This is a genomic window from Desulfolutivibrio sulfodismutans DSM 3696 (assembly GCF_013376455.1).
Lineage (GTDB): Bacteria > Desulfobacterota > Desulfovibrionia > Desulfovibrionales > Desulfovibrionaceae > Desulfolutivibrio > Desulfolutivibrio sulfodismutans.
The window spans coordinates 3,585,317-3,611,051 of record NZ_CP045504.1 but is presented as its reverse complement, the minus strand read 5'-3'; the positions used below and the strand labels follow the sequence as shown (position 1 = coordinate 3,611,051).

The following is a 25,735-nucleotide window of genomic DNA, read 5'->3' as shown; positions in this document are numbered from 1 at the left end:
TCGATTACTTCTCGGGAAGGATGGGGCGGCCGTCGATGCAGCACACCCGGGCCAGATCGGGACGCAGGACGCGCAGCTTGCGGCTGTACGGCGCCGAGCGGGTGCCGAAACCGCAATACAGAAGCACGTTGCCTCCCTGGGGGATTTCGTCCAGCCGCGTCTCCGCCTCGAAGACAGGGATATGCACCGCGCCGGGGAGATGGCTGACATCGAACTCGCGCTTGGTGCGCAAATCGACAATGAAAAGGTCCGGCGTGTCCAGACGGTAGCGTTCAGCCTCCTCCGGCGTGAGCCGACAGTCCTCGTCAGCCAGGGCGGGCGTCCCGCACAGCCAGCCGACGGCGAAAAAAAACGTCAGGCACGCCCGCGCCCCGCGCCCCAGGATCGTCCCGGCGTTCCATGCCCCGATATCTTTAACACAATGCTCTCTTCCCATGCTCCCCCTCGAGACACCCCTGGCCGTCGCCGACGCACGCCCATCCCGGAAGACTCGGCCCGGACCACGCCGGAGGCGTCGTGAAATGATGCGGCCCACGGCATGGCCGCCAGCCCTGCCGCACAGCGCTGGCCCCAAAGGGCCCTCCCGGCCCGGCCGACGGCGTCAAGGCCACTTGCCCAACGCTAGTGCGCAACCTCCCTGCTGTCAAGATAGCCGTATATTTCAAGGATGTTACGACACAGCTCATCCTTTCGGCGGATACGCTTTTCCCTAAAAAATCATCCTTTTGGCGGATTGTTTCCCTTTCGGTTTCCATGATTGCGTCCCAGGCGACAGCCAACGGAGGGGCCTTGGCCGGGTGGCGGCATGGGCCGGGTTGCACCTGGGAATCAACCCTAACCAGAACGGAGTTTATTCATGCTGAAGAACAGATTCTTCACGATGTTGATCCTGGCGGCGGCGTTGACCATGCTGCTTGCCGGAACGGCCATGGCCAAAGAGATCGTGGTCATGAACGGAACGGGGTTCGAGATCCACGCCCTGGCCCTGTCGCCCAGCGAATCGGGCAACTGGGGCCCGGACCTTTTGGCAAACGACATCCTCAAACCCGGCGAGGGCCTGAAAATCAATATTACCGGCGAGGCCAACAACTGGGATCTGGGCGCCCAGGACGGCGACGGCGGCCAGGTGACCTTCCAAAACCTGGACTTCCGCAACGCCAGCCAGATCACCCTGCACGCCGACGGCACCGGCACCTTGCAGTAACCCCCCGCAGGAACGCAACAACGCCCGGTCTGGGTTCGTCCAGACCGGGCATAGGTTTTCAGTGAGAAGGCCGCCGCGTCCCATTCACGGGCCGCCCCATCGGCCAGGACGCCGAACGAACGCATGGATGATGCGCCCGCCCCGATTGGCCCTACGCCGAGACCATACAGGTGTCAGCCGTCGCGCCCATGCCCACGGTCGCCCGTCCGTTCTACGACACGCGGGCTTTCCGCTTGGCTTTCCATGCGGCCCCATTCCTCCGGCCCGCATCCCCTCGCTGCGGCCGGACATGCGGCCTATTGCGTTCAAGCAGCCCTTCGCGTAAATATTTTTGGAAAACACCCTTTGGTTTGCGCATCCCATCCCCAGGCATGGCATTCACCACTGCTACGGCGTCCCGCGCGGACATATCACCATCCACCTCTGGCGACGCAGGCGTCGAACGACTGGCGGACCGTCCTCCACCGGCATGTCCGCATACTCTAAAACGCGAGCGTCTCAAAACGCCTCGTCATTCGAGTCCGCGATGACCTTGCCGCCGCCATGCGACCCCATACCATCATGATCTCAACTCGGAATCAGTCTCATTCATCTCTCAAAAAAAAACACGGGAGCGAAGCATAATGAAAAAATTTATGCTTGTGGGCAACTGCCAGACAGGCCCGATCTCTTCCCTCATGTCCCTGTCGAAGACGTTTTCCGAAACATACGACATCGTCCCCTTCTCGTTGATTCATACTGTCGACAAGACCACCCTCTCGGATATTTCCCTGATCAAAAAAGTCGACCTTATTATTTCACAGCAATTATACAACGAACAATTTGGAATTTTCAACACAAAGGTGCTGAGCGAAATCTGCAAAAAGGAGAATGTTCAGCTCATCATTTTATCAAATCCTTTTTTCAAGGGATACTACCCTTTCGCCATTCACCTTCACAACATCGATCCTCAAAAACAAAAAGTCCCCATATCTCAGGATGGAATTATCTTTTACAGCTACCACAAGAAACTTACTGTAGAACAGGCCTGCACTTTGTGGACAAAGATATCCTCCTCGACCGTAACACGAGATTTTGCCACCAAGACATGCGCGTCTTCGCTGAAAGAGTTCGTCCAAAGAGAACGGCATGAACCCTCAACAGAGGTCGTCTTAAGATATTTTCTGAAAAACTATAGATCCAAGAAACTCATGCATTCGCTCAATCATCCGACGAATATCCTTTACAAGGAGATCGTGCAAACCTACATGCGGAGTCTTGGCATCAACGAGGAAATACCAATACCAAAAAACGAGCTTCAGGGAAACGTTTCCTATCCAATTATGGATGCCGTACGCCATGCATTACGATTGACTCATGCATGCGATGATGCGTTCACCGTATTTGGAATAAAAAAGGACTTGCTGAGTTACGCCGAATATCTTTACGATTTCTACAAGAACAATACGGAAATATTCAAATTGAATGTCCATCGTTGCACAACTACAATCGACACCATTTCTGAAATTGAATCTTCCTTATAGGCATCTCGGAACAATCCGCATGACAGACTGTAAAAATGCCTTCTTCGCCCAGCCCGCGCAAGCGATATCAACGCGTTGCGCCCATAAAACATGGCATGCCCCTCATTGTTCAACGGGCAGCTAGACCCGCATGCCGCAGCCAGCCCTACCCCGCGCGCCAAGGCCTGCGCCCATGAGTCCTCCCTGCCGTGGGCCAGGAATTCTCGGCGGCTGTGGCCGACTGTCCATCTTCAGGCGTCATCCTCGGGCGCGGCACGGCCATCGAAAACGCCCGGCCAGGGATCGACCAGACCGGGCGATTCGTCTTGCGGGTGGTCGGTTCCGCGTCAGCCGTCCCGGCCTGCCGACGTCCCGAACTTCGGGAACACTCGTCCGGCCCGCAGGCAATAGCCGTCCCAGGCCTGGGCGAACCGGCGGCGCAACATGGCCTCCTCGCGCGGCACACGGATGATCCACATGGCGGCAAACGCCGGAAGGACCAGGAACCCGGCGATCCAGTTCTGGATCAAGAGCGGCTGGGCCAGGGCCGACAGCCAGATCGCGGCGTACATGGGGTGGCGGATGCGGCGATAGATGCCGTGGGTCACCAGGGTGTGATCCTGGCGCACCTCCAGGCCCGGGCTCCAGTTCCGGCCGAGGTCGGCATGCGCCCGCCAGAAAAGGATCAGAAACGGGATCTGCAAAAACGCCCCGGCCGCCACGACGCCGCCGGGCAACGCATAATCCGCGAAGGCGAAGCATCCCGTGGCCAGATGCGCCAGGGGCAAAAGCATCATCGTGGCGAACATGGCGAAAAGGAGGATCACTTCGTCCGGGCCCTTGTGGGCCTCGACGATGGCGTTTTTCCGGTTGCGGATGCTGTACGGCAGCCGGATGACGAACATGGCCAGGAAGGACGCCAACCAGACCAGCGTCCCCGGGCCGTTCTCCCGCCAGCGCGCCGCCGCCAAAACCAAAAGCAGAAACCCGGCGGCCACCATCACCCACAAAAAGCCGCTTCGGGTCAGGGATCGATGTGCTTTGCCCATGACTGCCTCCAGGATTGCGGTGTGTTTCTGCGGATGCTTTCACACTTGAAAATGATTTGCAATATCAAAATAGTGACATGTTTGGCCTGACGCCGCAAAAAACGCCCGGCCTGGGTTCGTCCAGACCGGGCGTTTCTGTCATGTCTGTCGCGGATGGCCTGTTACTTATAGACGTCGCCCCGGTATCCGGCCTTGTAAATGAAAAGCTTCTCGGCGTCGGATGTGAATAAAATCCGTACGCCGCCGATCCGCAGCCGGTAATCGTGGGGATGGGGTTTAAGCTTTTTGATGTCCAATCCCTGGACATCGCCCGCCACAAGCCGGGAAACGGCCTGCTTGATTTTTGCGCGTTGCGCGTCAGGCAAGGCCACGATGAAGGCCTGGGCCTTCCTACCGATGACCAGCGTTCGCCCCATGACGGCTACCAATCGGCCATGGCTCGGCCCAGGTCCAGGCTCTCCCCGGCGGCCAGTTCGGCATAGGCCTCGCGGCGATCCGCCTCGTCCTGGACCGACAGGACGGCCTCGCCGCGCAGCTCGGACTGGATGGCCTCCCACTGGGCCACGGGAATAACCACCGCCACCTTTCTGCCCGCCTCGTCCGTCATGTATTGCACGCTCATGCGGCCCTCCCGGCAGCGACCGGCTGCCTGCCGCCAGACATAACCAAGTTCCGCATGCGGAACAAGGCCGCAAAAACGCCCGGCCTGGGTTCGTCCAGACCGGGCGTCATTTCAGGCGTTGGGGCGTCCCCTAGAAATTGAAGTTCAGCCGATCCCTAAGCTCCGCCATGTTGCGCTCGGCCACGGCCTTGGCCCGGGCGTTGCCCGAGGCCAGGATGTCCCGCACCATGTCCGGATTTTTGTCCAGCTCCACCCGCTTGGCGTGGATCGGCGAAAGAAACGCCGTCAGGTTCTCCACTAAAAGCTTCTTGCAGTCCCCGCAGCCCCAGGTGGCGTTCACGCAACCGTCCACGATCTCCGGCAGCCGGGCCTTGTCCGTCAAAAGCTCATGATACGGATAGAGGTTGCACTCCTTGGGGTCGCCCGGGTCTTTGAGGCGCGCCCGTTTGGCGCAGGTCAGCATGCTCATGACCTTTTTCTTCATGGACGCCGGGTCTTCCCCCAGGGCGATGGAGTTGCCGTAGCTCTTGCTCATCTTACGGCCGTCCAGGCCCGGCATCTTGGGGGACGGGGTCAGAACCGCGGCCGGTTCCGGGAAAAACTCGCCGTACAGGTAATTGAAGCGCCGGGCGATCTCCCTGGTCAATTCCAGGTGCGGCAACTGGTCCTGCCCCACGGGAACCGCGCCGGGCCGGTACAGCAGGATGTCTGCGGCCATAAGCACCGGATAGCCCAAAAATCCGTAGGTGCTCAAATCCTTGGCCGCAAGCTCCTTGACCATGTCCTTGTAGGTGGGACAGCGCTCAAGCCAGGACACGGGCGTGATCATGGACAGGAACAGGTTGAGCTCCACATGCTCGGGAACCTGGGACTGCTGGAACAGCACGCACTTCTCGGGGTCGAGTCCCCCGGCCACCCAGTCCTTGACCAGTTCCGGCACGAATCCCTTGATCCGCGACGGATCGGCGTATTCCGTGGTCAGGGCGTGCCAGTCGGCCACGAAGAAAAAACAGTCGTGGTCCCGCTCAAGGGCCACCCAGTTGGCCAGGACGCCGAAATAGTGTCCCAGATGGAGCGGCCCGGTGGGCCGCATGCCGGATACGATGCGGGTGTTGGTCGTCTCGCCCATGCTTTCCCGTCCAAAGTGGTTTTACGGTGCCGCGCGCCCTTACAGGATCAGGCCGCGCATGAAGAGGATGGCCGGGAACAGGAGCTTGCCCAATATCCCGGTCACCGCCAGAAGGATGACCACAAAAAAGCCGTACCGCTCGTAGCGCAGATAGGCATGCGCGGCCCGGGGCGGCAAAAGCCCGGCCACGATGCGGCTGCCGTCCAGGGGCGGGATGGGCAAAAGATTGAAAAGCCCGATGGCCAGATTCACCGTCACCCCGGCCAGACACATGTAGGCCAGGGGCTCCCAGACCATGGCCCCCACGCCGCCGGCCTCGGAGGCCACGGCCAGTCCGCCCGTCACCCGGAAGAGCACGGAAAAGGCCACGGCCAATAAAAAATTCATGACCGGCCCGGCCACCGAAACCAGGATCATGCCCCGGGCCGGATCCTTGAAATAGCGGGGGTCCACGGGAACCGGCTTGGCCCAGCCGATCATCCGGGTCAGGAGAAAGGCCAACACGCCCATGGGGTCCAGGTGTTTTATGGGATTGAGCGTCAACCGCCCCGCAGCCTTGGCCGTGGGGTCGCCCAACAGGTAGGCCACATAGCCATGGGCCACCTCGTGAAAGGTGACGGCCACCAGAAGCGGCACGGCCAGAAGCGCGATCTCGCGCACATAGGAGGCGATCTCAAAGGACATGGGCATGGCGGCTAGCACGAACCATCCGGGCGGGCAAGCAAAACCCTCCGCAAAGAAAGCGGCGCGCCGGGGCATCCCCCGGCGCGCCGCCACGAGGCCTGGTGAAAAAACTAGGCCGAGGCCCGGGCCTTCTCCAGGGCCAGGGCCACCTTGCCCTTCAGTTCGCCCAGATCCACGGACTTGACCACGTAGTAGTCCGCCGCGATGGATTTGAGGTCATGCTGGAAGCTGTCGTAGGCCGTGCTCAGGATCACCGGCAGGGCCTGATCCTGGCCGCGTATTTCCTGGAGCAGGTCGAGCCCCGACCGGTTGGGCCCGAGCTTGATGTCCAAAACCACCACCTCGGGCTTGACCCGGGCCAAAAGCTCCAGGATGTCCTCTTCGCCGTCCGAGGTCACCACCTGGTAGCCTTCGCCTTCCAGCTCCTCCTGGTACAGCATCCGTATGTGCTTTTCGTCATCCACAACCAATATCTTACCGCCCATGGCATGCTCCTTGCGGTTTTAGTCACACACATCTCACGTTCATGTTATGGGGCAAAAAATCCGGCCGGTCAACACCGTTTTCTCCTTGCGCTTCCAGGCCTCCCGACGCTACCACGACCCCATGATTACCGTACGCATGGAGCCCAAACGCTCGACTCTCGAATTTCCCCGCATCAACACCGTGCTCCAGCTTCTGGGCAAGCTGGGCCTTCGGACCAACGACGCCCTGATCATCCGGGGCGACGAACTGCTCACCCCGGATCGCCGCCTGCATTACGGCGATACCATTACCGTCCGTCTGGTCATGTCGCGCGGGTGACGCCGTAGAGACAGAACGGCCATACGCGCTGGAGACGGTGTTGGGCTCCCACAGCGAGCCTGGCCTCTGATCGTCCCATCCCTCACCCTCCAAGGAGCACGCCCATGAAATGCCGCCGCTGCGGCGAGGTGGCCCAGGTGGCCCTGCCGAGCCACCATACGGGTTTTTGCCCCACATGCTTTCTGGATTTCTTCCGGGCCCAGGTGGCCCGGGCCATCCGCCGCCACCGTATGTTCGGCCCCGACGAGCGGGTGCTGGTGGCCGTGTCCGGGGGCAAGGACTCCCTGGCCCTTGTGCATGTCCTGGGGGAGATGGGCTATCAGGTGGAGGCCATGCACATCGACCTGGGGATTACGGGCTCATCGGAACCCATCCGGGCCTTTGTGGAGGACTTCTGCCGCACCCGGGGCCATGTCCTGCATGTGGTGGAGACGGCCGCAGACGGCTTGGCCATCCCGGACGTGAAACGCGCCGTGCGCCGCCCCATCTGTTCCATGTGCGGCAAGATCAAGCGACACTGGTTCAACCGCTTCGCCTTCGAGCATGGCTTTGCCGCCATGGCCACGGGGCACAACCTGGACGACGAGGTCTCGCGGCTTTTCGCCAACACCCTGCGCTGGGACGCGGCCTACCTGGGCGGCCAGGGACCGACGCTGCCCGGCGAAGGAAAATTCGTGCGCAAGGTCAAGCCGCTGTGCCGCCTGACGGAATTCGAGACCGCGGCCTACTGTTTTTTCCAGGGCATCACCCACTGGCACGAGGCCTGCCCCTACAGCGGCGGGGCCAGCTTCACCAGCCACAAGCGCCTTTTGGCCGACCTGGAGCAGGTAAGCCCCGGGACGAAAATGGCCTTCTATGAAAATTTCCTGCACACCGGCCGACCGGCCTTCGCCGCAGCAGGCAAGGCAGGCTACGGCGAGCTTCAGGCCTGCGCCGAGTGCGGCTATCCGTCCTCCGGAGAGATCTGCGGGGTGTGCCGGGCGCGGCGCATGGTGGCCGGGACCGGGCCGACTTGACCATACTTGTTAGCAGGCATATTATCGGCACACCACACTATGCAGTCGGAAGGGCGGCCCCACCAAACCCCCTTCCTGCCGCGCGAGGTGACCATGGACCAGAACCGAGCCGCCCTTGACGACATCTACGTCTACGATCCGGAAAAAGCCCCGGGATTTCTCATCAGCCGCACGGCCATGCGCCTCAAGCTCGGACTGCGGCGGGTCTTTATGGAACACGGCCTGGACGTGACCCCGGAGCAATGGGGCATCCTGTTGTGCCTGTGGCGGGCGGAAGGCCTGTCCCAGAGCGAGCTGGCGGATCGCACCGTCAAGGACCGCACCACCATCACCCGCATCCTGGACCTGCTGGAAAAAAAAGGCCTTGCCGAGCGGCGCAAGGACGCATCCGACCGGCGCACCTTCCGCATCCATCTGACCGAGGCCGGGCGGCAGGCCCGGCAGGAGCTGTTTCCGCTGGTGCAGGGCTTTGCTGGAAAGATCTACGCGGATCTGCATGAGGCGGAGTTTTCCGCGCTCCAGACCATCATGGCGAAAATCAACAACAGGCTCGACGAGCTTGAATCGGATGTGGCTTCCGCATGATCAAAAAATTGCCCGGGCTGCGCCGCAAGGTCGGCGCGGACTCCTCCAAGCCCCAGGAGGAACCGGCCGCAGCCGCCAGGAAAAAGCGCATCCTGATTGCGGCGCTGCTGGTCCTGTTCGCGGCTGGACTGGCCTACTACCTGTACGGCCGGGGGCGCATCAGCACGGATGACGCCTTTGTGGACGGGCACATCCATTACGTGACCCCGCGCGTGGCCGGATACGTGGTCAACGTGGCCGTACAGGACAATCAGCGGGTGGCCGCCGGGGACGTGCTGGTGGAGCTCGATCCCACGGACTTCCAGGTGGCCCTGGCCCAGGCCCGGGCCGATCTGGCCTCGGCCGAGAGCCAGCTTGCGGCCCTGGAGATGGGGGTTCCTCTGGAACTGGACCAGACTTCGTCCCGGGTGACCGGGGCCACGGCCCAGCGCGAGGCCCTGTACAAGAGCATGGACCAGGCCCGCAAGGAGGAGGAGGCCGCCCGCCAGGACGCCGCCGAGGCCAAGGCCCGGCTCGATCAGGCCAGGCTGGACCTGACCCGCTTTCAGTCCCTGCGCTCCCAGGAGGTGGTGTCCCAGTCGGACATGGACAAGACGACCACCGCCATGAACACGGCCCAGGCCCAGACCCGGGCGGCCACGGCCCGGGCCGACGCCGCCTCCCGGCGTCTGCTGTCCCTTGAGGCCGACGCGGAGCGGCTCTCCGCCGCCATCCATCTGGCCGAGACCGGCCAGGACACGGCGCGCATCAAGGACACGGAGGCCACAGCCCAGCGGGCCAGGGTGGAGCTGGCCAGGGAGAAGATGCGGCAGGCGGAGCTCAACCTGGGCTATACCAGGATCGTCTCCCCGACCACCGGGCATGTGACCAAGAAAGCCGTGGAGCCCGGACGCCTGGCCGCCGCCGGACAGCCGCTTTTGGCCGTGGTGCCCCTGGCCCCGGAAGAGACCTGGATCACAGCCAACTACAAAGAGACCCAGCTCACGGACGTGCGCCCCGGCCAGGAGGTGGAGTTCACCGTGGACGCCTATCCGGGCCGCAGGTTCAAGGGCCGGGTGGAATCCATCATGGCCGGGACCGGGGCCGTGTTCTCCCTTTTCCCGCCGGAAAACGCCTCGGGCAACTACGTCAAGGTGGTGCAGCGCATCCCGGTCAAGATCGTGCCCGAGGGCCTGGACGCGGATGCGCCGGTGCTGCGCCTGGGCATGAGCGTGGTTCCCTCCATCCTGGTCCGGTAACCCCGTGCAGACGCGCCCGGCCGGAAAATGGATCATCACCCTGTGCGTGATGATCCCCACGCTTATCGAGATTCTGGACACCAGCATCGCCAACGTGGCCCTGGGCCACATCCAGGGCAGCCTGTCCGCCGGGCAGGACGAGGTGACCTGGGTTCTGACCTCGTATCTGGTCTCCAACGCCGTGGTCATTCCCATCAGCGGCTGGCTGTCGCGGCTCATGGGCCGCCGCGACTTCCTTCTGGCCTCCATCGCCCTTTTCACCCTGTCGTCCATGCTGTGCGGCATGGCCACCAGCCTGGAGGCGCTCATCCTCTTCCGGGTGGTGCAGGGCGTGGGCGGCGGCGGCCTGCAACCCATGTCCCAGGCGATCCTGCTGGAAACCTTCCCGCCCAACCAGCGCGGCATGGCCATGGCCATCTTCGCCATGGGCGCGGTCATGGGGCCGATTCTGGGGCCGCTGCTTGGCGGCTACATCACGGACAACTATTCCTGGCGCTGGATTTTCTACATCAACGTGCCCATCGGGCTTCTCGCCTGGTTCATGAACTGGCTCTACATCCAGGATCCGCCGTACCTGGAACGCCGGGGCGAAAACGAGGGCATCGACGTGGTGGGGCTTGGGATGTTGAGCGTGGGGCTGGCGTCGCTGCAGATCGTGCTGGACAAGGGGCAGCAGGACGACTGGTTTGCGGCGGACCACATCCTCATCTTGTCCATCCTGGCCGGGGTGTGCCTGGTGGGGTTCATTTTCTGGGAGTTGCGCCAGAAAAACCCCATTGTGGATCTGCGGGTGTTCCGGGACCGCAGTTTCGCCACGGGCAACGTGGTCATGTTCTGCGGGTTTTTCGCCTTTTTCGGGTCCATCGTGCTGTTGCCCATGTATCTGCAAACGCTCATGGGCTACACGGCCTTCCTGGCCGGGGTGGTGCTGGGGCCCGGCGGGCTCATCATGCTGCTTTTTCTGCCCCTGGTGGGCAAGCTGACCCAGCGCGTGGACGCCCGCTTCCTGCTGTTCATCGGGCTTTTGATCAGCGCCGGGTCGCTGTGGTACATGTCCGGGTTCACGCTTGGCATCGACCTGGGCACGGCCATTTTCGCCCGCAACATCCAGGCCGTGGGCATCGCCTTTTTCTTCGTGCCGCTGTCGTTTCTGACCATGGCCTTTATCCCGCGCGAGAAGATGAACAACGCCTCGGCGATATTCAATCTTTTGCGCAATCTGGGCGGCTCCTTCGGGGTGGCCTTCGTGACCACGCTTCTGGCCCGGCGCACCCAGTTTCATCAGCACCGGCTGGTGGAAAACCTCTCGCCCCTGGACTCGGCTTATTCCATAAGCCTGGAGCGGATCAAACAGGCCGTGGCCCTGCGCCTGGGGGAGTTCGCGGATACGACCACCTACGCAGCCGGGGTGATCCATCGCTATCTGCAACGCGAAGCGGCGGCCATGGCCTTTTACGACGTGTTCTACGCCCAGGCGATGATGTTTCTGGCGCTTTGCGCGCTCATGTGGATCATGCGGCGGCCGCCTAAGGGGGGCGGGATGCCCCAGGGGGGGCATTGAGGAAATACATTTCACGATTCGACAGGAAAGAACCTTATCCAAGCACCACGACGTGGTCTTTTCTAAATTCATAGTGGTTCTTGAATGTGATATTTACAGACCTGGGCACGGTTTATCATGAATTTCCACAATCGCCCTTGCGGCGCACCCGGGAAGGGATCACGCCCCGATTACGGGTGTCCCTGCTTTCTTTTCACCCCCAGGGGCGCCCCGAGGGCCTTGGTGATCTTCATGATGGTGTCGAAGCGCGGCTTCGAGCCCGGCGAAAGCGTTTTGTAGAGGCTTTCCCGGCCAAGCCCGGTCACCCTGGCCAGCTGGGTGATGCCCCGCGCCCGGGCCACATCGGACAAGGCGGTCAAAAACACGTCCGGGTTTGGGTCTTCCATGGCAGCGGAAAGATATTCGGCAATCATCTCTTCGCTGTCCAGATAGTGGGCCGCATCAAATGTGCTGATTTTCATCGCGAATCGCCTCCTCCACCTCGCGCCGCAAGGACATGGCCCGCTTGATGTCGCGTTTCTGGGAACTTTTGTCGCCACCGGCCAGCAGCCAATAGATCCGGCTCTCCTGCTTCCAGAAATACACGCGGTATCCCGGGCCAAAATGCAGGCGCATCTCCGAAACGCCTTCCCCCACAGGGGAGCAGTCACCGAAATTGCCAAGCTCCGCCGCCCTGATCCGGACCAGTATCCTCGCCTTCGCCTGAATATCTTCAAGTTTCTCCAGCCACCTGGAAAATATGTCGGTTTGCCGGAACAGATTCATGAGAGGCTAGTATCCATTTGGATACAACATGTCAAGGCCTTCCATGGGTGCGAGCTTGCCGACTCAGACGGCGGTCTTTGATTTCCGCCCCTCCCGGAGCCGTCCGGCCCGAAAAAATGAAAACCCGGCCGGTGCGCACGCCCCGGCCGGGTTTTGTCCAATCTGGAAAGGCAGCGGCCAGCTAATACACGACCCTTTTCACGCCCTCAATGGCCCCGATGCGCTCACAGACCTCGGGCGTGGGCTTTTGATGCACCACATAGACCGTCTGCACGTGCTCGTTGAGCTTTCTGGAATTGTTCTCGCGGATGTTCACCCCCATCTCCCCAAAGGCCATGCCGAACTTGCCGAACATGCCCGGTTTGTCCTCATGGGTGATGAAGATGGTGTAGATCTCCCGGCCCTCTTCCTCAACGGTCTGCCCGGCGTTCACCGACTGGTTGAAATCCCCCAGGCGCAGGTACTTGGCCACCACCTCGGCGATCTCCAGCCCCGTGCGGCGCATGGCGTTGCGGGTGGAGGCCCCCAGGTGGGCGCTGAACACCACGTTGTCCAGCTCCATGAGCTTGTTGGCGAAGGGCTCGCCCTCGCGCTTGGGCTCCTTGCGGTAGGTGTCCAGAGCCGCCCCGCCGATTCCGCCGCTTTTCAGGGCGTCGTACAGGGCGTCCTCGTCCACGTTCACGCCCCGGGAGGCGTTGATGAGGAAGGCCGTATCCTTCATGAGCTTGAGTTCCCGGGCTCCGATCAGCGTTTCCCGGCCGCCGGTGTGCAGGGACAGGAAATCCGCGGCCTTGAGCACGTCGTCCACGGTGTCCAGGTATTCCACGTCGGAATCCATCTTGCGGTAGACGTCATAGCCCACCACCTTCATGCCCAGGGCCTTGCCCTTGGCCGCCAGGGCCTGGCCGATGCGGCCGCAGCCGATGATGCCCAGGGTCTTGCCCATGAGCTCCACGCCCTGGAAGCGCTTCTTGTGCCAGGTTCCGGCCTTGAGGGTGGCATGGGCGAAGGGCACCTTGCGGGCCACGCCGAGCATCAGCCCCAGGGCGTGTTCCGCCGTGGCGTTGGTGTTGCCGTTGGGGGCGAATTTGACGATGACCCCGTTTTCCCGGGCGGCCACCAGATCGATGTTGTCCGTGCCCACGCCGCCCCGGCCCACAACCTTGAGCTTGCCGCCGTTTCTGGTCCCGGCCTCGATGACCTCCCGGGTGACCTTGGTGGCGCTGCGCACCAACAGGGCGTCGAAATCCTTGATATCGCCGATAAGGTCGTCGATGTCGCGTTTGACCGTGTCGACCTCGAAGCCCTCTTTGTGCAGATATTGAATCCCTTCTTCCACCAGACCGTCGTTGGCCAGTATTTTCATGGATACTCCCGTCGTCGGTTGAAAGTGCCTGCGCAACCCGGACGATGCTCCCTGCGTCCGGTCCCCCCCAATGAACGTCCTTGCGGCGGCCCGCATTTCGCCGCCCGCCAGTCCCTCTCCCCCGGGATACAGGCGGGCCGGACACGGCGAAAAAACGGGCGTCGCCTTGTGGTGACGCCCGTTTCTCAAACTCTCTAGGCTTTGGGCAGGACCGACCCCAGGTCCGCCAGGTACTTTTCGAGCATCGCGGGCGTGATGTCGCCCATGTGCCCGATGCGGAAGATCGGCTGTTTGCCTTCCTTCTCAAGCTGCTCGTTGAGCTTGCCGTAGCCGGGATCGTACAGGTAGCCCTTGGCCCGCATGACTTCCTTGACGGCCTTTAAGTCCTTGACCGATATCCCCTTGGGCACGCGCACCGTGGTCAGGGTGGCCGACCCATGCCCCTTTTGGGCGAAAAGCTCATAGCCGGACAGCCCGGACACGAAATCGGCCACCATGTCCCGCATGGCCTCGTGGCGGGCGAACCGGTTTTCGATGCCCTCTTCATTGACGATGTAGTCGAGCTGCACGAACATCTGGTTGGCCAGGGTGCAGTTGGGCGTGGTCAGGGTCTGGAACTTCCCGGCCCGGCCGAGCTGGCCCAGGATATCCGAGGAGTGCCCCCGGTTGGCGACCTTCCCGGCCTTGTCCACGGCCTCGGCGGTGACGAAGGCGATGCCGAACCCGGCCGGAAGCCCCAGGGACTTCTGGGTGGAGGTGCTGTACATGGCGCAGCCGCTTTCCGCGATGGGGCAGGCCGCCCCGCCGAAGATGCTCACCCCGTCCACCAGGGCCAGGGCCCCGCTTGTGCGGATGATCTTGCAGGCGGCCACGATGTCGTTGGTCACGCCGGTGGAGGTTTCGTTGTGGGTGATGGTCACCACGGCGGGCTTGTGCTCACGGATGGCCGCTTCCAGAAGCGCCGCGTCCATGGCCCGGCCCGGCTCGAACTTGAGCTGCACGGCCTTTTTGCCGTTGACCACGGCCATCTTGTGGTACAGGTCGCCAAAGGCCCCCACGGACACGTTGAGCACGGTCTCGCCGTCAGCCACCAGGGAGCGGATGGAGGCCTCCATGGCTGTGGAGCCGCTGCCGTTGAAGATGATGACCTGATGGTCGTCGCCCACCCCGGCCAGCTTTTTCAAGTTGGTCATGATGGGCTTGAAGCGCAGGTTGTTTTCCGTGTCGCGGTGCCCGAATTCCGGCAGAAGTCCGGCCTGGCGGACCTGCGGCCGGATGAACGTGGGACCGGTGATGAAAAGGGTCAATTCGGCAAAAGGGGTATCCTTCATGTCCATGGCTCCCGGGGTTTGAAATGTGGTGGCGCACCCTATTCCAAAAATCTGGCCCGATCAATTGCCCAGAGGCGCGGCGTTTTCCGTTTCCCGCCGACGGACCAGGCCTCCTTTTCCCGGGCCGTCCCTGTCCCGAGCATCTTGACAACCCCCTCGTGTAGCACACTTATTTCATCCGCAAGGAAAGTCGAGTGTCCGCATATATAATCTTGCATGTTTTGTGCGCCCAGGCTATCTGGCGGTAGTGGAGCATGCATGACGTCTGAACATCCGCCCGGCGCCGCCGCGCCATCCCCATTGGTCGACTTGTTGCGCCGGGAAAACGTCGAACTCAAGATTCGACTGCGCGAATGCATTGACGACCCCGCCCAACCCCTGGAAGTCGCCCGGGGCGAGTTTCTGGCCAACATCAGCCATGAATTGCGCACGCCCTTAAACGGCATCCTGGGCATGCTGCAGATCCTGGCCACCACCGAGATGTCCGCCGAACAGCGCGACTGCGTGGAAACGGCCCTGGATTCCAGCCGCACCCTGCTGTGGGTCTTAAACGACATCCTGGAATTCACCCGGGTGCGTTGCGCAGGCCTCGAATTTTCCGCCAAGCCCTTCGCCCCGGCCGAGATTGCCGAATCCGTGCTCCAGGCCTTCCGTCACCGGGCCACCCACAAGGGACTCACCCTGACCTGCGAGGTGGGCGAAAATGTCCCGAGATGCCTGACTGGCGACGGGGCCAGGCTGCGCCAGGTACTGTTTCATCTCATGGGCAATGCGGTCAAATTCACCGACCGGGGGACCGTGCGCCTGGAGGTGCAGGCCCTGCCCTTTGGCCGCACCGGGGAGCGGATCACCCTGCTTTTCATGGTGTCGGACACGGGCATCGGCATCCCGGACGACAAACTGGCCGGGGTGTTCGTGCCGTTTATCCAGGCCGACGGCTCCTCCTCGCGCCGCCACCAGGGGCTGGGGCTGGGACTGGCCGTGGTGCGGCGGATCGTGGAATGCATGGGCGGTTCGGCGGCCCTGGAAAGCACGCCCGGCCAGGGAACCACGGTGTATATGGGACTGCCCTTCGGGCTCCCCGTGGCCTGCCCCTGCCCGGGACCGGCGGGCGCGTTCCGAAGCGACGGCCTGACTTCCGATGCGGCCCGCAGCCTGCGCGTGCTGGTGGTCGAGGACAATACCATCAACCGGCTGGTCATCCTGCGCATCCTGCGACGGCTGGGGCACGACCCCGTGGGCGTGGCCCGGGGGGCGGACGCGGTGGAGACCCTGGGCGCCGCCGCCTTCGACGTGATCTTCATGGATATCCGCATGCCCGGCATGGACGGCCTGGACACGTCCCGGGCCATACGCAGCGACCGCTCCGGGCTCTTTTGCTCCGACATCCCCATCGTGGCCGTGACCGCCAACGCCATGCCCGGGGCGCGCCAGGAACTGCTGGCCCAGGGCTTTACCGACTACCTGAGCAAACCCATGACCATCTCCGACGTGGCTGAAACCCTGGAACGCCTCTTTCCAGGCTCCGCCGCCTGCGCCTGATCCGAAAACGCCTCTCCCGCTCCCCGTCTCCCCGCGCCGGATACGAAAAGACCGCGCGCTTCGGCGTGTGCGCCTGGGCTGTCGCCGCCTGTCGCCCAGGACATCCCGGACGCGCCGGACGTGCCGAAGGCCTATTTCCCCCCGTGAACCTGATCCCGCAGGGACGGGGCGAAGGCCGTGTAGGCGGCCGTCAGGCCCACGGCCACGGCCATGGCCGTGACCCCCAGGCCCGGGGCCACGAAGGCCGGTGCGGCCAGGGCCAGCCGGATAAGCAGCGTCACCAGGGCGAAGCCGGAATTGCGGAACACGGCGTGGAATCCGGGCTGGTAGGCATGGGAGATGAGCACGATGAGAATGTCGCTGAAGATGAGCACGGTATAAAAGACTTCGAAAAAGACATGCGGCTGCCCGTCGGACAGGCTGGAGACGCCTACATCCACGGCCAGTCCGGCAAAAACGACCAGCAGCACCAGGGACAAGAACTTCTTGGCGGCCACGAAGGCATACAGGTCCGTGCCCCGGCTGCCCGTCGGCCGGGCGGCATGCAGCCGGTAATACCAGCCCAGGCCGAAATAGATGGCCAGCGCCCCCACGCCGTCGGCCAAAAGAGGCAGCACCGGATGGAAACCGTCCGACAAAGAGATGGGCTCGCTGAAATGCACCAGTTCCTTGAAGGCGTTCCGGATCAGAATCAGGCACAGGATTTCGAACTGCTTGCCCACGGACTTGGAGACGGAACAGGGCAGAATGAAAATAAGATCAATGACCTCCTGGATGAGCACCAGGGTAAAGGCCAGGCTGATGGCGTAATAGTGGCTTACGGGAGTGAGGCGGGCCAGCCCCGGCGGCATGAGGCCGCGCCGGTTGAGTTCGATCCCGGCCACCCCGGCCAGAAAGACCGCCACCTGGACAAGCGCCACGGCCCGTCGGGTGGAGGTGCGCTCCCAAAAGGCGTGCAGCGGGTCGAAGATGTTGGTGGACAGCTCGTGAAATGTGGGCATGGCCATGTCCGCTCTCCTTGCAGGCGTCTGCGGCGGTCATCGCCGGGCGCATGGCCGCGCCGGGGACGCCGCCGACACGCCCACCATGAATCGGACGACCGCAAAAGGCAACGCCGGGAAGGCGACGGGGCTGTGGCGAATGGGCGGCAGGCCTCGGGGCGGTGAACCCGGCATGTGTCTTGCTTGTCTTTTTGCGGGGGAAGGCATTGCCGCCTTCCCGAGCCCATGCGGAGAACCAAAACCATGCAACGCCTTGTCTGGATACTTCTTTTCGCAACGCTTGCGTCCTGCGCCCCGCTGTGCAGCGGCGAACTCGAACGCCTTCAGGGGCGAGCGTCCCATGACGAACTGACCCAGGTGCCCGACCGCCAGGACTTCCGCACCCCGCGCCAGAAACTGCCCTCGTTCCTGCTGTTTTAGGTGGGACCGGACGGCGGACGCGGCCTCCGGCGGCCAGGGGTATCGCCCTGGGAAAATTCCGCCATACCGTCTCATCCGGCGTCTTCTCCCTGTGGATTTCGTGGCTGCGGCTTAAAAAGACACCGGCGCGCCATGGCAGGCCGACTGCTGCATGGCCGCGAAAAGCCCCGCAGGCGGCAGGATGGCCGCCCGCGCCGGAAAGTCGCCGGACTGCGCCCCGACAACCGTTATGGCCGGTTCCTTGGGGGATCGCCGGACAACCAGTCGGCCTGCTTCCACGGCCATGGTCATGGCCACGGGTTCGGTCTCGGAATTGCCGCACAGGCTTTCCCGAATGGCCGGCATGATCTCCTGCTCATTCCCCGCCTGATCCCGGACGGTCAGCTTGGTACGCACCATCGCCACATGTTTCAAGCGGCCTGATGGGTCGAATTCCAGGGAATTGACGTCACCCGTGATCCCGGTGGCGTCGGGGTCGAAGGCCAGGACCATTCCCGCCGGGGTGGGAACCGGCGTGGGACGCCCCGGTTCCACGGAACGCAAGGCCCCGTCCGGATGAAAGGCCGCGCCGATGCGTACCGGCACGGGCCCGGCAGGGGTGTCCATGTCCACGATCTGACCGGGAAACAGGGTGAAGCTGCGCATGCGGCCCCGGTCATCGAAGGCCAGGGAGAGAAACTTGGCCGTGACGCCGCAAAGGGGGGTCGCGACGGCGAAGGGCATAAGCAACCCGGCCTCGTCCTCCTGCGACCAGTAGGCCGATGTCCGGCCGCACAGGGGAAAGACGCGCTTGACGGCCCCGTCTGGATAAAAAAGGATCTGCTCGGCCAACACCTCTCCCGCCGGGGTGGCGATGGGGGTGCGGTTTTGCAGGATGATGGAGCGCAGCGCGCCGTCCGGGTAGAATTCCAGGGAGGCCCCGGTCTTGGTGCGCTCGTCCGTGGCCTCGGAGCGGGGGATGAAGGCCCCATGCCCTGTGGTGATGACGGTCCCCTTGGCCGGGATGACGGCCCGGAGCGCGCCGTACGGGTAACACTCCACCATGTCCTGGACGCCGAAGGTTCCGAAACGAGTCGTGACGGTTTTCATGCTTTCCTCCACACGACGATAGCAAAGCCCATGCCTTGATTTTTCTCTAAAGAAATCAAGGGAAGGGTGTATTCTCCAGACAAAATTGTCGGCTTGATCCAACAAAAATGTGGCCTGCGATACATACATACGCAGCGTCTCGCGGCATTTATCAAAAACCACACAGGAACATTCGTGATTCTTATTTTTTGTGTGTGCATATACAACTTATTAATGGAAATATTGCTGCAAATTGGCAAACTTTGTGCAAAATTTACACTTTGCAGCATTTTCACATGCAGCATTTCATTTCTTATCATTGACATTTCGATGCGACTTTGAAAGAAGATGTGAATTGAAATCCCGCATATATACCAAGGAGGCCTCCGGCATGAAACTTTCGACAAAACTCATCGGTTCTTTTGGGCTGCTCATCGTCCTGCTCCTGGTCTGTGGCGGCGTCTCCTTGGTCACGAACGGCGACATTTACGAGGACACGGAAGAGCTGGCCACGAACTGGCTGCCGAGCATCAAGACCCTTGGCTTGATCCAAAACAAATTCCAGGCCGTTCGGCGCAATGAGCTGGTCCACATCATCACCACGGATGACGCCGAGATGCGGGAATACGAAGCGGCCATGGAAAAGGAACTGGCCGACCTCAAAGCCGCCCAGGCGGCCTACGAGAAGTTGATCTCCTCCAACGAGGAACGCGCGGAATACGGCGTCTTCAAAACCGCCCTCGACGGCTACCTGGCAATCCACCCGAATTTGCTGCAACATTCCAGAAAGAATGAAACCGACGTGGCCAAGGCCCTCATTCTCGGCGATTCCCGGAAGTATTTCCGGGACGCCTACGCCTCCCTGGACAAGCTTATTGATATAAACAACACGGGCGCGGATGTAGCCGTGCATAAGGCCGAGGCGGAATATCGCTCCAGCGTGCGGTACACCAGCATCATCTTAGTCGTCGCCCTCCTGGTTGGCGTCGCCGCCGCCTTCCTGGTCATTCGGGGCGTTATGCGCCAGCTTGGCGAGGATCCCGGCTATCTCTACGACGTGGCCGGAAAGATCGCCGGCGGCGACCTGAACGTGGCCTTTCGGCCCCAGAAGACCGAGGGCGGTGTGTATGCCGTTTTGAAAAAAATGGTGGCCACCCTCAAGGACAAGATCGCCGAGGCCGACGGCAAGGCCGATATGGCCGCCCAGAAGGAGAAGGAGGCCCTGGCCGCCATGCAGGTGGCCGAAGAGGCCAAGGCCCTGGCCGAGACCGCCAAACGCGACGGCATGCTCCAGGCCGCGTCCCGCCTGGAGGGCGTGGTGGCCACCGTGTCCTCGGCCTCGGAAGAACTTTCGGCCCAGATCGAACAGTCCAGCCGGGGCTCGGAGAACCAGTCCCAGCGGGTGGGCGAGACAGCCACGGCCATGGAGGAGATGAACGCCACGGTGCTGGAGGTGGCCAAAAACGCCTCCCAGGCCGCCGAGACCTCCGACGCCGCCAAACGCAAGGCCCAGGAAGGATCGAGCGTGGTGGAACAGGCCATCCGCGAGATCGCCAACGTCCACGAACAGTCCCTGGCCCTCAAATCCGACATGGACACTCTCGGCAAGCAGGCCGAGGGCATCGGCCAGATCATGAACGTCATTTCCGACATCGCCGACCAGACCAATCTTTTGGCCCTCAATGCCGCCATTGAGGCCGCCCGGGCGGGCGAGGCCGGTCGCGGCTTCGCCGTGGTCGCCGACGAGGTCCGCAAGCTGGCCGAAAAAACCATGACCGCCACCAAGGAAGTGGGCGACGCCATTCACGGCATCCAGCAGGGAACCCGGCGCAACATTGAAAACGTGGAGCGTTCCGCAAAATCCGTGGAGGAGGCGACGGCGCTGGCCAAAAAATCCGGCGAATCCCTGACCGAGATCGTCAACCTGGTGGACGCGGCCTCGGATCAGGTGCGCTCCATCGCCACGGCCTCGGAACAGCAGTCCTCGGCCAGCGAGGAGATCAACCGCTCCATCGAGGAAATCAGCACCATCTCCGCCGAGACCAGCCAGGCCATGGGCCAGGCCGCCCAGGCCGTGTCCGAACTGGCCCGGCAGTCCCAGGAACTGCAAAGCCTGATCGAGGACATGCAGTCCGATAACGGCGGGAAAACGGCCTCCCGGGGCATCGCGGGCGGCCCCCGCAAGCTCGGCGGCGCTGCCCGGCCCATGCGGGCCCTGGCCTGAGCCTTCGGGCGCGTCGCCCCGTTTTCTCCGCCGCCGCACGACGGTCCTTATTCATTTCCGTCTTGTGCTTCGCACGGTCGTTTCCACCTTGGTTTAACAAGCGAAACCATATGGAATTTATTATTTTTTTACAATAAACCATGTATTTTTCCCAACCGCCACACTAGGACAGCTCGTTGATATCAAGGGCCCGGCCGCAGCATGGGCAGACTTCCCGGCGCTTGCGCAGAAGCCGCCGCCCGAGGGAAAACACCGTGGTCCAGGACCGGCCGGAAAAACGGTACTCCACCAACACAGGCGCGCCGCAGGAACAATACCGACGTTGCATGTTCGACCTCCGCTGTATAAACAGATGTTCATAAAAATAAACACTTGGGGCAAAAAAAATGTCCGCGTCCATCCCCGGCCTCCCGGTTTACAATTCGCGCCCCACCCAGACCACCCGGCCGATGATCCGCAACCCCTCGATCTCCTGGCCGCGCAGTTCGATGGGCGCATAGTCCCGGTTGTCGCTGAGTAACACCACCATCCCGGGCCGTTTTTCCACCCGCTTGACCAACACCGTGTCGTCCACGCCGAAGGCATACACCGCATGGGCGAAGATGCGCGACTGGGACTGGTCGATGAGCACCATGTCCCCGTGGCGGATCTCCGGCTCCATGCTCACCCCCACCACGTCCATGAGCACCATGCGTTCGGGCCGCCCCTTGCGCCGCAGCCATTCGGCCCGGAAGGCGAAATACCCCGACACCCCTGCCTCGGTCTCAAGAGAGCCGCCCCCGGCGCTGACGCGGGCCCGCACCTTGGGCACCAGCAAAAAACCCTCGGGAACCGCCTCGGCCTCAGCCCCGGCCTCGGGCGCCCCGGCTTGCCCGGCTTGGCCGGTCTGGCCGGTCTGGCCGGTCAAAAGCCATTGCGGGTCGGCCCCGAAAAGCCGCGACAGGGTCAGGGCCCAGACCTTGGGCACGAGGCCCTTGTTCTTGGCCTGGGTGACGGCCGAGCGATGCAGACCCAGGAGATTCGCCAGGTCGGACTGGCTCTTCACCCCGCACGCGCTCTGGGCGCGTTGAAAAAAGGCATCGAATTCGCCGTTCACGGCTCCCCCCTACGGCCCGTTGGCCTGTTGCGAGATATAAACAACATCGCAACACTGGTCAACAAAAAAAATCAGGTTCAGGACAGTTCCGGCGCGGGCGGCTCCTTAGCCGGTTCCTGGGCCAAATCCTGGGGCGGATGCGTCGGCAGGGTGACGATCAGGTGGGTGCCCTGGCGGGGGCAGGTGGTATACCGGATGGAGCCGCCATGGGCCTGGGCGATCAGCCGGGCCACATGGGTTCCAAGACCCGTGCCGCCTTCCTTGCCCGCCGTATTGTAGCGTTCGAAAAACCTGGCCCGGGCCGCCTCGGGGATGATGCCGAGATTGTGAACGTCCACCACATGGACCTCGCCGCCACAGCGGATGGCCACCGTGACCTCGCTGTCCTCGGGCGCGGCCTCCACGGCGTTTTTGACGAGATTGGCGAACAGGTTTTCCAGGTGGTCCTCTTCGCCCCGAACGATGATGGGGCGGGTCAGGGAGATGTCCTGGCCGTCCATGGTAAAACTGATGCACACGGACTTGTTCACGGCCAGGGGGCGCAGATCTTCATGGATGCGCCGGAACACCCGGGCCATGTCCACGTCCTGGGGCCGCAGCACGTAGGAGCGCTGCTCCATCTTGAAATAATCCAGGGATTTTTTGATGAAATCCATCATCTGGCGGCCGCTGTTTTGGATGTAGGCCAGGTATTCGCGCTGTTTGTCCGTGAGATTCTGGCTTTTTTGCAAAAGCTGGGCGAATCCCACAATGCCGATCAAGGGCGTTTTCATGTCGTGGCGGGTGATGCGCTCCACGTCCTCGCGCAACCGCTCCAGGCGGCGGCGCTCGGTGATGTCCTGGGCGAAGATGGCCACCGTGTCCACGCCGCCGACGTCGTCGAAAACCGGCGACACCATGACGTCGTGGACGATCCCCTGGCGGTCGTCCTCGAAGCGCACCGGACGGCGCTCGCAGTAGGCCTCCCAGAGGCGTTCCATGCCCTCCTCGAAAAGCTCCCAGGACTGAAATTCGTGAAAGTTGCGTCCGGCGATGGTCTGGGGCGTGCCCCCCAGGCGTCTGGCCCCGATATCGTTGATGGCCTGGATGGTCCCGTCCACGTCCACCAGAAAGGCCGATTCCGTGGTGGCGTTGAGCAGCGTCCGGGCCACCCGTTCGCTGCGCCGCAGTTCCTCCTCCATGCGCTTGCGTTCGGTGATGTCGTCCATAAGCCCGATGAGCGACGTGACATGCCCGTTTTCGTCGCGCACGGCCGAGACGTGCAGCCTGCCGGTAAAGCGGCCGCCGTCGCGGCGGCGGAAAAGCGCTTCATAGGTGATGCTGCCCCGGGTCTTTTCCAGGGTTTCCAAGAGCCGCACGCGACGTTGCGGATCGTCGTAAATCTGATGCCCGATGTCCGTGACCTGGGCCATGGCCTGGGCCGGGCTGTCATACCCCAGCATGGCGGCCATGACATGGTTGATTTCCTCAAACCGCCCGGCCGCCGTGGTCCGAAAGATGCCCAGGGGGGCGTTTTCGAAGATGGCCCGGTATTTTTCCTCGGCCCGGCGGAAGCCCTCCATGGTCTCCTTGATATCGGTCACGTCGCGGCCCACGGCTTGGTATTCGACCACGGTCCCAGCGGCGTCCATGATGGCCCGGTACAGCCATTCCTGCCAGCGCGTCACGCCCCCGGGCAGGGTCGCCCGGTGCACCAGGGCGGTCATGCCCCGGTTGGGGCCAAGCCCGGACACGGCCCGGCGCACCTCCCCAACCTCCTCTTCCGAGGCCTGAACCGGAAAGGCGCCGCCCAGAAGCGTCTCGGCGCTCTGGCCGTAATACCGGCAAAAGGCGGGATTGACGTAGGTAAGAAGGCCTTTGCTGTCGTAGCTGCAGATGAGTTCGGCCTGATCCTCGACGATGTTCTGGTAACGGGAGTCCGTTGTCCGCTGGGATGCCGCCTCGCGGGCCAGGGCGGACTTGAGGATATCCGCATCCATGAGTCGGCCGCGTAAAGACCGCAATTCCTGGGTGAGCAGGGCCTTGTCCTTGTTTCTTGGCACGCGTTACCTCGTTTTGCAGTGTGGCGGCGTGACGCATGCTGCCTGGAAACGGGCTACCTTTTTTCCTGAAAGGGGTAAAGCCCCGCATTTGCGGGGCATCCGGAAATGCGGCCTCCTCCCTAAAGTCGCGGCTAGCCCTGACCGATAAGGAGTAAAACCCCCGAACCGGACTGCTCGGGGGGCCAACATGCAATCAGGATAAGATTGTGAACAAGCGTGCCTCGTTAGCCGCACCCATTTCCGTGCTCTCCGAGGAAGAAATCCTTGCACGTTCCCGCAAGGTCGCGGAACTCAAGCGGAAGGTTCAATCAGGAACCTACCTCATTCGCCAGTACGACATCATCGAGGGCCTGCTCGACGCCTGGGCCAAGAACCAGGACTGAGCCGCCCTCCGGTCCAGACCATTGCGGCATGAGGTGCGCCGCAAAACCGGGGAAGATGATGCGGGCATGGTGCAGATACAGGCGCAAGCCCAGTCCTTCCTCTATTTCCTTTCCATACCGTGCGTCGCCCAGGATGGGATGCCCCCGGGCGGCCAGATGGGCCCGGATCTGGTGTCTGGCCCCCTTGGCGATGTCCGCCCGGACCAGGGTCAGGTCCGTCCCCGGGTCGTAGCCAAGCGGCGTCACCGCCGTGCGGCGCAGGGGATCGTCCGAATCCCTGGCGCGCACCCGGGTCGTGGCGCGGTGGGCCGTCAAAAGCTCCTGTCGGGCCGTAAACGGCGCATCCACCAGCCCTCGGACCACGGCCAGGTAGGTCTTGCGGACCTCCCCCCGGTCCTCGGCCTCGCGAAACCGCCTCGCCGCCTCCTGGCCAAAGGCCACGGCCAGGATACCCGAGGTGGGCGTGTCCAGCCGCCCGAGCAGGACGGCCTCGCGGCCCGGGAAAAGCCCGGGCAGATGGTCCTCGACGCTCTCCTGCCCGCCCAGGCCGATCGCCGCCGAGGCCAGCCCGCCGGGTTTGGCCACGGCCCCGTAGTCCTGCCCCTCGGCCAAAACATACAGCCCGGGCGGCACGGCCAGCGCCCGGCCCGCCTGCCGCACCCCGGCCCGCAGCGCGAGCCGCAACGTGGCCCCGGCCCGCACCCTGAACGCCGCCTGGCGCGCCACGCCGTCCACCGTAACCTCGTATTGCGCGAACACCCGGCGCAGCCGACGCAGGCCCAGCCCTGGAAAAACAAGCCCCAGCACCCGGTCCAGGCGGCGCCCGGCGGCAGCGGCGGGAACCGTCAGGGAAACGGGCGCGCCCAGGTCGCCCGGTGCGTCCGGCGCGTCCGGCGCGTCCAGGTCTTCCGGGCCATTCGGGGCGGCATCGCCAGGCACGCCGCGACCGGGTGCGTCCTCGCACGGCACGTTGTCGCCGGGCACGTCGCTAAACGGACGCCGGTCAGGATTGTCGGGCATGGGAAAACCCTTCCGGCGCGGGGGAGAGGCCAGCCGGGACCGTCGCGCCTTGCCGGTCCCGGCCGAGGGGGCTATGATGCCAG

Annotated in this window: 27 protein-coding genes; 10 read left to right on the top strand and 17 right to left on the bottom strand. The window is 62.9% G+C overall.

What is annotated here, in order from left to right; translation table 11 throughout:
- Positions 1 to 4: 4 nt before the first annotated feature.
- Positions 5 to 436 (bottom strand): rhodanese-like domain-containing protein, encoded by a 432-nt coding sequence (locus tag GD606_RS16565; RefSeq protein ID WP_163300747.1) that lies wholly within the window; start codon positions 434 to 436, stop codon positions 5 to 7.
- 420 nt (positions 437 to 856) lie between these two features.
- Between GD606_RS16565 and GD606_RS16560 the strand changes: the two genes are divergently transcribed.
- Both GD606_RS16560 and GD606_RS16555 read left to right on the top strand, forming a co-directional pair.
- Entirely contained in the window at positions 857 to 1,204 is a 348-nt protein-coding gene (locus GD606_RS16560; RefSeq protein WP_163300746.1) for a hypothetical protein, read from the top strand.
- A 623-nt stretch (positions 1,205 to 1,827) separates the two neighbouring features.
- Positions 1,828 to 2,727: a WcbI family polysaccharide biosynthesis putative acetyltransferase gene (locus tag GD606_RS16555; protein WP_163300745.1), complete on the top strand. Its 900-nt coding sequence runs from the start codon at positions 1,828 to 1,830 to the stop codon at positions 2,725 to 2,727.
- A 326-nt stretch (positions 2,728 to 3,053) separates the two neighbouring features.
- Here the strand turns inward: GD606_RS16555 and GD606_RS16550 are convergent, their stop codons facing one another.
- The 6 genes from GD606_RS16550 to GD606_RS16525 all read right to left on the bottom strand — a co-directional run bounded on the left by GD606_RS16550 (position 3,054) and on the right by GD606_RS16525 (position 6,675).
- The gene (locus tag GD606_RS16550) at positions 3,054 to 3,755 is read right to left on the bottom strand and encodes a protein-S-isoprenylcysteine O-methyltransferase (RefSeq protein ID WP_211922075.1); all 702 of its coding nucleotides are present in this window, start codon (positions 3,753 to 3,755) and stop codon (positions 3,054 to 3,056) included.
- 161 nt (positions 3,756 to 3,916) lie between these two features.
- The gene (locus tag GD606_RS16545; protein WP_163300744.1) at positions 3,917 to 4,171 is read right to left on the bottom strand and encodes a type II toxin-antitoxin system RelE family toxin; all 255 of its coding nucleotides are present in this window, start codon (positions 4,169 to 4,171) and stop codon (positions 3,917 to 3,919) included.
- A gap of 5 nt (positions 4,172 to 4,176) precedes the next feature.
- A complete protein-coding gene (locus GD606_RS16540) occupies positions 4,177 to 4,377 on the bottom strand; it encodes a hypothetical protein (RefSeq protein ID WP_163300743.1) in 201 nt (66 codons plus the stop codon).
- Between the two features lie 130 nt (positions 4,378 to 4,507).
- Positions 4,508 to 5,506 carry a tryptophan--tRNA ligase gene (gene trpS / locus GD606_RS16535; protein WP_163300742.1) on the bottom strand — a complete coding sequence of 333 codons (999 nt, stop codon included), beginning with the start codon at positions 5,504 to 5,506 and terminating at the stop codon, positions 4,508 to 4,510.
- A 39-nt stretch (positions 5,507 to 5,545) separates the two neighbouring features.
- Positions 5,546 to 6,196, bottom strand: a complete 651-nt coding sequence (locus GD606_RS16530; protein ID WP_163300791.1) for a site-2 protease family protein — start codon at positions 6,194 to 6,196, stop codon at positions 5,546 to 5,548.
- Between the two features lie 104 nt (positions 6,197 to 6,300).
- Positions 6,301 to 6,675: a response regulator gene (locus GD606_RS16525; protein ID WP_163300741.1), complete on the bottom strand. Its 375-nt coding sequence runs from the start codon at positions 6,673 to 6,675 to the stop codon at positions 6,301 to 6,303.
- A gap of 46 nt (positions 6,676 to 6,721) precedes the next feature.
- On the opposite strand from GD606_RS16525, the gene GD606_RS16520 reads away from it, so the two are divergent.
- The 5 genes from GD606_RS16520 to GD606_RS16500 all read left to right on the top strand — a co-directional run bounded on the left by GD606_RS16520 (position 6,722) and on the right by GD606_RS16500 (position 11,394).
- Positions 6,722 to 6,994, top strand: coding sequence for a ubiquitin family protein (locus GD606_RS16520; RefSeq protein WP_374190863.1), 273 nt, complete (start codon positions 6,722 to 6,724; stop codon positions 6,992 to 6,994).
- Positions 6,995 to 7,098: 104 nt separating this feature from the next.
- Complete coding sequence (locus tag GD606_RS16515) at positions 7,099 to 8,010, top strand: tRNA lysidine(34) synthetase (protein ID WP_163300740.1); 912 nt, start codon at positions 7,099 to 7,101, stop codon at positions 8,008 to 8,010.
- Positions 8,011 to 8,103: 93 nt separating this feature from the next.
- Positions 8,104 to 8,595 (top strand): MarR family winged helix-turn-helix transcriptional regulator, encoded by a 492-nt coding sequence (locus GD606_RS16510; RefSeq protein ID WP_163300739.1) that lies wholly within the window; start codon positions 8,104 to 8,106, stop codon positions 8,593 to 8,595.
- Positions 8,592 to 9,833 (top strand): HlyD family secretion protein, encoded by a 1,242-nt coding sequence (locus GD606_RS16505; RefSeq protein WP_163300738.1) that lies wholly within the window; start codon positions 8,592 to 8,594, stop codon positions 9,831 to 9,833. The genes GD606_RS16510 and GD606_RS16505 overlap by 4 nt, the downstream gene beginning before the upstream one ends.
- Before the next feature lie 49 nt (positions 9,834 to 9,882).
- Complete coding sequence (locus GD606_RS16500; protein ID WP_163300789.1) at positions 9,883 to 11,394, top strand: DHA2 family efflux MFS transporter permease subunit; 1,512 nt, start codon at positions 9,883 to 9,885, stop codon at positions 11,392 to 11,394.
- 170 nt (positions 11,395 to 11,564) lie between these two features.
- Here the strand turns inward: GD606_RS16500 and GD606_RS16495 are convergent, their stop codons facing one another.
- The 4 genes from GD606_RS16495 to GD606_RS16480 all read right to left on the bottom strand — a co-directional run bounded on the left by GD606_RS16495 (position 11,565) and on the right by GD606_RS16480 (position 14,856).
- The gene (locus GD606_RS16495; RefSeq protein ID WP_163300737.1) at positions 11,565 to 11,855 is read right to left on the bottom strand and encodes an addiction module antidote protein; all 291 of its coding nucleotides are present in this window, start codon (positions 11,853 to 11,855) and stop codon (positions 11,565 to 11,567) included.
- Positions 11,836 to 12,159 (bottom strand): type II toxin-antitoxin system RelE/ParE family toxin, encoded by a 324-nt coding sequence (locus tag GD606_RS16490; protein ID WP_163300736.1) that lies wholly within the window; start codon positions 12,157 to 12,159, stop codon positions 11,836 to 11,838. The genes GD606_RS16495 and GD606_RS16490 overlap by 20 nt, the downstream gene beginning before the upstream one ends.
- 181 nt (positions 12,160 to 12,340) lie before the next feature.
- The gene (locus GD606_RS16485; RefSeq protein WP_163300735.1) at positions 12,341 to 13,525 is read right to left on the bottom strand and encodes a phosphoglycerate dehydrogenase; all 1,185 of its coding nucleotides are present in this window, start codon (positions 13,523 to 13,525) and stop codon (positions 12,341 to 12,343) included.
- 194 nt (positions 13,526 to 13,719) lie between these two features.
- Entirely contained in the window at positions 13,720 to 14,856 is a 1,137-nt protein-coding gene (locus tag GD606_RS16480) for a pyridoxal-phosphate-dependent aminotransferase family protein (RefSeq protein ID WP_163300734.1), read from the bottom strand.
- 258 nt (positions 14,857 to 15,114) lie between these two features.
- On the opposite strand from GD606_RS16480, the gene GD606_RS16475 reads away from it, so the two are divergent.
- Positions 15,115 to 16,398, top strand: coding sequence for an ATP-binding protein (locus GD606_RS16475; protein ID WP_163300733.1), 1,284 nt, complete (start codon positions 15,115 to 15,117; stop codon positions 16,396 to 16,398).
- A 131-nt stretch (positions 16,399 to 16,529) separates the two neighbouring features.
- Here GD606_RS16475 and GD606_RS16470 read toward each other — a convergent pair whose 3' ends face one another.
- Positions 16,530 to 17,399: a hypothetical protein gene (locus GD606_RS16470; protein ID WP_163300788.1), complete on the bottom strand. Its 870-nt coding sequence runs from the start codon at positions 17,397 to 17,399 to the stop codon at positions 16,530 to 16,532.
- Positions 17,400 to 17,642: 243 nt separating this feature from the next.
- On the opposite strand from GD606_RS16470, the gene GD606_RS16465 reads away from it, so the two are divergent.
- Positions 17,643 to 17,819: a hypothetical protein gene (locus GD606_RS16465; RefSeq protein WP_170304559.1), complete on the top strand. Its 177-nt coding sequence runs from the start codon at positions 17,643 to 17,645 to the stop codon at positions 17,817 to 17,819.
- A 111-nt stretch (positions 17,820 to 17,930) separates the two neighbouring features.
- Here GD606_RS16465 and GD606_RS16460 read toward each other — a convergent pair whose 3' ends face one another.
- The gene (locus tag GD606_RS16460) at positions 17,931 to 18,908 is read right to left on the bottom strand and encodes a hypothetical protein (RefSeq protein WP_163300732.1); all 978 of its coding nucleotides are present in this window, start codon (positions 18,906 to 18,908) and stop codon (positions 17,931 to 17,933) included.
- 370 nt (positions 18,909 to 19,278) lie between these two features.
- Here GD606_RS16460 and GD606_RS16455 point away from each other — a divergent pair, with 370 nt between their 5' ends.
- A complete protein-coding gene (locus GD606_RS16455; protein WP_163300731.1) occupies positions 19,279 to 21,111 on the top strand; it encodes a methyl-accepting chemotaxis protein in 1,833 nt (610 codons plus the stop codon).
- Positions 21,112 to 21,274: 163 nt separating this feature from the next.
- On the opposite strand, the gene GD606_RS16450 is transcribed toward GD606_RS16455, so the two are convergent.
- The 4 genes from GD606_RS16450 to GD606_RS16430 all read right to left on the bottom strand — a co-directional run bounded on the left by GD606_RS16450 (position 21,275) and on the right by GD606_RS16430 (position 25,652).
- Positions 21,275 to 21,439 (bottom strand): hypothetical protein, encoded by a 165-nt coding sequence (locus GD606_RS16450; protein WP_170304558.1) that lies wholly within the window; start codon positions 21,437 to 21,439, stop codon positions 21,275 to 21,277.
- Between the two features lie 87 nt (positions 21,440 to 21,526).
- Positions 21,527 to 22,207, bottom strand: a complete 681-nt coding sequence (locus GD606_RS16445) for a LexA family transcriptional regulator (protein WP_163300730.1) — start codon at positions 22,205 to 22,207, stop codon at positions 21,527 to 21,529.
- A gap of 77 nt (positions 22,208 to 22,284) precedes the next feature.
- The gene (locus GD606_RS16440) at positions 22,285 to 24,249 is read right to left on the bottom strand and encodes a PAS domain-containing protein (RefSeq protein ID WP_163300729.1); all 1,965 of its coding nucleotides are present in this window, start codon (positions 24,247 to 24,249) and stop codon (positions 22,285 to 22,287) included.
- A 308-nt stretch (positions 24,250 to 24,557) separates the two neighbouring features.
- The gene (locus GD606_RS16430; RefSeq protein WP_211922074.1) at positions 24,558 to 25,652 is read right to left on the bottom strand and encodes a pseudouridine synthase family protein; all 1,095 of its coding nucleotides are present in this window, start codon (positions 25,650 to 25,652) and stop codon (positions 24,558 to 24,560) included.
- Positions 25,653 to 25,735: the final 83 nt, after the last annotated feature.